Annotated in this window: 4 protein-coding genes; all 4 read left to right on the top strand. The window is 40.1% G+C overall.

The features are described 5' to 3' along the window. The first annotated feature begins 113 nt into the window (after positions 1-113). The 4 genes from Q4D72_RS08170 to Q4D72_RS08155 all read left to right on the top strand — a co-directional run bounded on the left by Q4D72_RS08170 (position 114) and on the right by Q4D72_RS08155 (position 6,945). Positions 114-1,688, top strand: a complete 1,575-nt coding sequence (locus Q4D72_RS08170; protein ID WP_303077336.1) for an exo-alpha-sialidase — start codon at positions 114-116, stop codon at positions 1,686-1,688. Between the two features lie 89 nt (positions 1,689-1,777). Next, entirely contained in the window at positions 1,778-3,544 is a 1,767-nt protein-coding gene (gene sppA / locus Q4D72_RS08165; RefSeq protein ID WP_303077335.1) for a signal peptide peptidase SppA, read from the top strand. 94 nt (positions 3,545-3,638) lie between these two features. Further along, positions 3,639-3,839, top strand: a complete 201-nt coding sequence (locus Q4D72_RS08160) for a hypothetical protein (protein WP_303077334.1) — start codon at positions 3,639-3,641, stop codon at positions 3,837-3,839. A 256-nt stretch (positions 3,840-4,095) separates the two neighbouring features. Further along, positions 4,096-6,945 carry a pitrilysin family protein gene (locus Q4D72_RS08155; protein ID WP_303077332.1) on the top strand — a complete coding sequence of 950 codons (2,850 nt, stop codon included), beginning with the start codon at positions 4,096-4,098 and terminating at the stop codon, positions 6,943-6,945. Positions 6,946-7,003: the final 58 nt, after the last annotated feature.

Here is a 7,003-nt window from a genome sequence, read left to right as displayed (position 1 = left end):
TAAATTTCAAAAATAGCTTCGGAAAGTTCAAAAACAGCTCCAAAAATCACAAAACCACTCCCCAACTAATCACTAATATTAAATAAATACAGATAAAACCAATACTACATTAAATGAAAAAATACATTTTATGCCTCGGGGCAATGATTTTTATGGCAAGTGCTTGTAAAAGTACACTGACAATGCCGTCCGTTTCGGTGGACGTAACCCAACCCGAAATGCCACTGCAAACAAATCGGGATAATATTTTGGCAAAAGCCGTAATCCGAAGTGATAAACCGATTCCCGTTAAAAAAATCGCCATCGATTTGCAAGCCGAAACCAATGCGTTCGACCTAAACGAAATCGAAATCTATCTTACTGAAAAAGACGAATTTAAAAACGGCGTTTCTTTCGGAAAAACAAATCAAATCAAACATAAAAACACCTTCGAAGGAAATTATATTTCCGCCGATAAAACGCTGTACGTGTGGGTCGTAGCAAAAACGGCAGCAAATCCAAATCTTTTAAATAAGATAAAGGTAACGCAAGTGGAAGTCAATTTGCCAAATTCACAAAAAATCATCACAAAAAACATCAAAAATCCGGCACAACGCTTCGCTTTCACCGTTCGCGATAAAAAACAAGACGGAATTGAATGTTACCGCATTCCGGGATTGGCAACCACCAATAAAGGAACACTCATCGCCGTGTATGACAACCGTTACAACAATTGCAAGGACTTGCAGGAAGACGTAAACGTGGGAATGAGCCGAAGCACCGACGGCGGACAAACGTGGGAACCGATGAAAGAAATTATGGATTTGGGCGAATGGGGCGGACTTCCGAATCGCCTAAACGGAATTGGCGACCCGGCAGTGCTTGTCGATAAAGTAACAGGAACTATTTGGGTTGCAGCACTTTGGTTGCACGGGCACGATAAAGACAAAATGGCGTGGTGGGCTTCCCAACCCGGAATGACACCCCACGAAACCGGTCAATTGATGCTCGTAAAAAGCGACGACGACGGCATCACGTGGAGCGAGCCTATCAACATCACTCCGCAAACCAAAGACCCGAAATGGTATCTGTTTTTTAACGGACCCGGCAGCGGAATTTCACTTTCGGACGGAAAAATAATGTTCGCCGCACAATACAAAGACGAAGAGCAAGTGCCGCATTCCACGCTGATATACAGCGACGACCACGGGAAAACGTGGCATTGCGGAACGGGAGCCAAATCACACACCACTGAGGCTCAGGTAGTTCAACTCTCTGACGGAAGTATTATGCTGAATATGCGCGATGACCGAAATCATCAAAAACATCATATGACAGACGAGCTGGAAGGGCGTTCTGTGGCGGTTACATACGATTTGGGCAAAACTTGGACGGAGCATAACACCTCACGAACCGCTCTCACCGAACCAAATTGTATGGCAAGCATCATTTCGTTTGACAAAAGCGGCAAAAAATATTTGTTCTTTTCCAATCCGGCTGATGCCAAAAAGCGCATAAACATCACCATCAAAGCCAGCAACGATGACGGCAACACCTGGAACAAACTGCCACAGATAAAATTATATGAAAACGGGTCGTTTGGCTATTCGTGTATGTCCATAATCGATGATAAATACATCGGGATTTTGTACGAAGGCTCAGGAGATTTGCTTTTCCAAAAAATTCCGATAGCGGAAATCATAAAATAAACAATAATACAAACCAAAAAGCAAAGCCAAAAATATGTAATTAGCAATTGGCTTTGCTTTTAAAAATCTCAAAATCAAATAATTGTCATATGAACTTTTTAAAAAATGTGTTAGCCAGCATATTGGGGTGCTTCATCGCCTTGGGGCTCATCTTTATGTTTTTTTTGGTGATGATTTCGGTGGTAAGCGCCTCGCTCGGAACGGATAATTCAACCGTAACGGTAAAGGATAATTCCGTTTTGGAAATAGAATTTAAAACCCCGTTAAAAGATTATGCCGAGCGTGTATATTTAGAGGATTTTGATTATCTGATGGAAGATTTTGACGGATTAAATTCCGTTTTAAAAGCCATTAAATACGCCAAAACAGACGCAAAAATCAAAGGAATTTCACTGAAAAGCAACAACGGGAATTTGCGAGGCATCGCCTTTATTCAAGAATTGCGCGCCGCTTTGGAAGACTTTAAAACTTCCGGAAAATTTGTTTTGGCGTACAATGATATCGTTCCGCAATCGGATTATTACTTGCAAACGGTTGCCGACAAGGTGTATGTAAGTCCGTTGGGCGAACTAACTTTCAGAGGACTATCTTCCGAAGTGTTGTTTTTCAAAGACATTCAAGAAAAAACAGGCGTCAAACAACAAGTAATTCGTCACGGAAAATACAAAAGTGCCGTTGAGCCTTTTTTGAATGACAAAATGAGCGATGAAAATCGCCAACAAATTTCGGAATTGCTCAACGCGATGTGGCAAGTAATTGTAACCGACGTTTCAAAAAGCCGAAATGTTTCGGTTGAAAAACTCAATGACGTAGCCAATAATTTGCTGGCACGCACCCCAAAATTGGCACTTGAAAACGGATTGATTGACGGGGTTCTTTTTAAAGACGAGTTTGAGCAAATACTTTGTGAGAAAACAGGCGAAAAACAAATTGCCGACTTGAATTTCATCAACATAGAAGATTATGCCGAAAGCGTTTCAACCAAAAAGAAGAACAAATCAAAAGATAAAATCGCCGTGATTTATGCCGAAGGCGATATTGTTTACGGTAGTGGCAGGGTTGGTTTGGTTAGTGATGGGGTGATGATTGAATCATTGCGCGAGGCAACCGATGATGAAAAGGTAAAAGCAATTGTTTTGCGCATCAATTCCCCGGGCGGCAGTGCTTTGGCTTCGGAACTCATTCACAGAGAAATAGAACAGGTTCGCAAGCATAAAAAAGTATATGTTTCAATGGGAAATTATGCGGCTTCGGGCGGGTATTACATTGCGTGCAATGCTGACAGAATCTTCGCCGAAGAAGGTACCATAACCGGATCCATAGGGGTTTTTGGCGTGGTTCCAAACGTAAGTGAATTGGCTGAAAAATGGGGCATTAATGCCGAGCAGGTAACCACCCACGCCCATTCGTTGGAATATAGTTTATTTGAAAAGCCATCAGAAAGTTTCATAAAAGAAGCCACCGAATCGGTTGAAAACACGTACAATACTTTTATTGAGCGCGTTGCCAGCGGACGTAAAATGACACCCGAACAAGTAAATGAAGTGGCACAAGGGCGTGTTTGGAGCGGAAAAGCGGCTTTAAACGCCGGCTTGGTTGATGAAATCGGGAATTTAGAAAAAACATTGGCGTTTGCTTCTGCCGAAAACGGTTTGAAAAACTATGACGTTGTGTCATACCCTATTTTCACCACCAATGTTAAAAATCTTTTCAACGATTATTCAACTGCAATGAAAACAAGTTTTTTGCAACAAGAAATGGGTGAGGAAGCCTATAAAATGTATGAAAAATTAAAAACAATATCGCAACAGAAAGGTGTTCAGGCTCAGATGATTTTTGAAGTTAATTTAGATTGATTCAATATTTTAATAAAATATTAACATTTATTTATCATTTTATTTCGTTTTTACGTTGTATCTTTGCCATACGGAAACTGTAAAATAATTTTTTATGAAAAGACCTATGATTGAGTACACTAAAATGATTTTAGCCAAAGTGAGTTTCGATTCGGGTCTGTTTGCCAAGGAACTCAAAAAAGCAATTGACCGGCTTTTACCTTACGAAGTAGAAGAATTGAAGGTTTGGTTAAATGCCTACACCAAAAATAAACCTGAATTGATGGAATGTGTTGCACACATTGAAAAACAATAGGAGTTTGATTTTTAGATTCATAACTTAAAAAAAGCGGCGATTTAATCGTCGCTTTTTATGTTGTAATTCAAAGTAAAAATCCATTTTTGGCAAAACACAAACAACCTGAACAACGCTCAAAAAATGCTAATTCATCAAAGAATTTCAAAAAGTTTTTAAAATAGACAAGATTTATTGCAAAAAACACAGATAAAAATTATTTTATACGCTTAATATTCTTATATTTGCCCGATGCAAATTTTAAAACATACATTCTATGCAAAAATTCATAAAACCCATTGCATTTGCTTTTTTGAGTGCAATGTTCTTTCAAAATGTTGAAGCAACAACTTTAACAAAAAACACGAAGAATGAGTTTGTTAAAGACTCGCTTTCGTTAAACACGCCACTTCCTTTTGATAAAGAAGTGAAAGTAGGCAAGTTACCCAACGGATTCACGTATTTTATCCGTAAAAACGTGGAGCCAAAAAATCGCGTTACGATGTATTTGGCTGTAAAAGTGGGGTCTATCCTTGAAACCGAAAAGCAATTAGGCTTAGCGCACTTCTTGGAGCATATGAACTTCAACGGATTAAAGCACTTCCCGAAGAACGAATTGGTGAACTATCTGCAAAAAGTAGGTGTGAGTTTCGGTAGTGATTTGAATGCCTACACGGGCTTTGAACAAACGGTTTACCAGTTGCCAATCCCTTCTGATGACCCTGAAATTCTTAAAAACGGAATGCTTGTAATGCGTGATTGGGCGCAAGATGCATTGCTCACTTCCGAAGAGATTGACAAAGAACGCGGCGTTATTATGGAAGAAATGCGCGGTGGTAGAGGCGCTATGCAACGTATGCGCGACAAGTTTTTCCCCGTGTTGTTAAACAATTCACGTTACGCAAACCGCCTGCCAATCGGCACCGAAGAGGTGGTGATGAAGTTCCCGCACGAAGAAATCAGAAAATTTCATAAAGACTGGTATCGTCCTGATTTGCAAGCCATCATCATCGTAGGAGACATTGATGTAGCCGCAATGGAAAGCGAAGTAAAACGTTTGTTTTCGGATATGAAAACCCATCCGAACCCGCCTAAGCGTGAAGAATACACAGTGCCATTACTCAATAAAAATCAGTTTATTGCCATAACTGACCCCGAAATGCCTTCGGTTGCGACACAATTGTTTATCAAACACCCAAAAACACCGATGAAAACCATTGGTGATTACAGAACGGCACTATTGAAATCAGTTTACGGACAAATGATTAACAACCGTTTGGGAGAACTTCGGCAAGAAGCAAACCCGCCGTTTTTGAGCGCTTCGGTTGGTATTTCAGACTTTTTGGCTAACTTGCAAGCATTCACTGCCAGCGTAGGAACAAAACCTAACGAATATGAAACCGGATTCAAGGCACTTATGCGTGAGTTAGAGCGCGTTAAAAAATTCGGATTTAACCAAACAGAGTTTGACCGTGCCATTTCCGTACTTAATAAAAGTAATGAAATGGCGTACATCGAACGCGACAAAAGAAAATCAAACAGTTATGTGGAGCGTTATTTGAATTATTTCTTGGAAGACGAACCGGCAGTAGGTGATGAAGAAAGCTACCAAATCGCTAAAAAAGTATTCCCTACTTTAACATTGGCAGAAGTAAACGCCCTCACAGCTCAATATTACACCGATGCAAACCGCGACATTATCATCTTGGCACCTGAAAAAGAGAAAAACAATTTACCCAGTGAAGCTCAAATCAACACGTGGATAGCAGAGGTTCAGGCAGAGACACTTACGCCTTATGTTGATAAAGTTTCAACCTTACCGTTGCTTTCAAAACAACCGGTAAAAGGCAGCATTGTTTCAGAGAAAAACTTAGTCATTGCCGGAACAAAAGAACTCACGTTGAGTAATGGCGTGAAAGTGGTTTTAAAACCTACAACGTTCAAAAATAATGAAATTTTAATTAGTGGATACAGCCCCGGCGGCACTTCTTTGTTCGGCGACAATGATTATTTTTCAGCCGTGTTTGCTTCGGGCTTGGTAAATGGTAGCGGTGTGGGGCAACTCAATGCCATTGAGCTTAACAAATACCTAACCGGAAAAAGTTTAAGCGTAAACTCAATGATTTCAGAGCGTGGAGAAGGAATCTCGGCTTATTCCGATAAAGAAGGGCTTGCCACCACTTTTGAATTGATTTACGCCTATTTTACTGAGCCTCGAATTGATGAAGATGTATTCCAAAGCACCATTACACGCCGGCTTGTAACAATGGCAAACCAAGAAAACGACCCCAATTTCGTATTTGGACGTAATAATTCAACCAAACTTTACAACGGAAACATTCGTCGCGTACCGATGACGGAAGCAAACTTGCGCTCTGTTTCAAAAGACAAAGCATTGGAAATCTACAAAAACCGTTTTGCCGATGCTTCTGACTTTGTTTTCGTAATCGTAGGTTCATTCACCGAAGCTGAAATAAAACCCTATTTAGAGCAGTACATTGCTTCGTTGCCAAGCCTTAAACGCAAAGAAAAAGCTCGCGACTTGGGCATTTACGAACCTAAAAAAGGATTTAAAACCGTAACTCACAAAGGGAAAGAAGAAAAGGCAATGGTGTCATTGGCTTACTATGGTGATTTTAAGTACAACGATATGGAAGTGCTGAATATGAATGCCTTAGAAAGTATTTTGACTATCAAACTTTTGGAGCGCCTACGTGAGGAAGAAGGTGGCGTTTACGGAACGGGAGCCAGTTTCAGTGCCTCAAAATATCCGAAACCGCGTTTTAGTGTACGTATTCGTTTTGGAACCAGCCTTGAAAAGTATGAAACGCTTATCAAATTAGCTTTGGAAGAAATCGAAAAAATCAAAAAACACGGTCCTTCACAAGTGGATTTGGATAAATACAAAATCGAGCAATTGCGCCAAAAAGAGCTTGCCGTGAAAGAAAACAGCTTCTGGGGTGGTTATTTGATGCAGGCATACGAATATCAAGAGCCACTACAAGACCCTGAAAAGATGCTGAAATTGTTAGATAAAATAACGCCTAAAAGCGTACAAAAAGTGGCAAACAAATATCTGAAAGAAGCACAACTATTCCGATTTATTTTGCTTCCAGACCAAAAATAATATATTCAAAATTTTACACCTAAATCTCCTGAAAAAACGTTTTTCAGGAGATTTTTTT

The sequence above is a fragment of the Capnocytophaga sp. genome (assembly GCF_030532915.1).
Taxonomy (GTDB): Bacteria; Bacteroidota; Bacteroidia; order Flavobacteriales; family Flavobacteriaceae; genus Capnocytophaga.
This window is presented reverse-complemented; position numbering and strand designations above follow the sequence as displayed.

Coding starts and splice junctions, on each gene's coding strand:
- Q4D72_RS08170 (WP_303077336.1), top strand. CDS start 114: ATGAAAAAATACATTTTATGCCTCGGGGCAATGATTTTTATGGCAAGT.
- sppA (WP_303077335.1), top strand. CDS start 1,778: ATGAACTTTTTAAAAAATGTGTTAGCCAGCATATTGGGGTGCTTCATC.
- Q4D72_RS08160 (WP_303077334.1), top strand. CDS start 3,639: ATGAAAAGACCTATGATTGAGTACACTAAAATGATTTTAGCCAAAGTG.
- Q4D72_RS08155 (WP_303077332.1), top strand. CDS start 4,096: ATGCAAAAATTCATAAAACCCATTGCATTTGCTTTTTTGAGTGCAATG.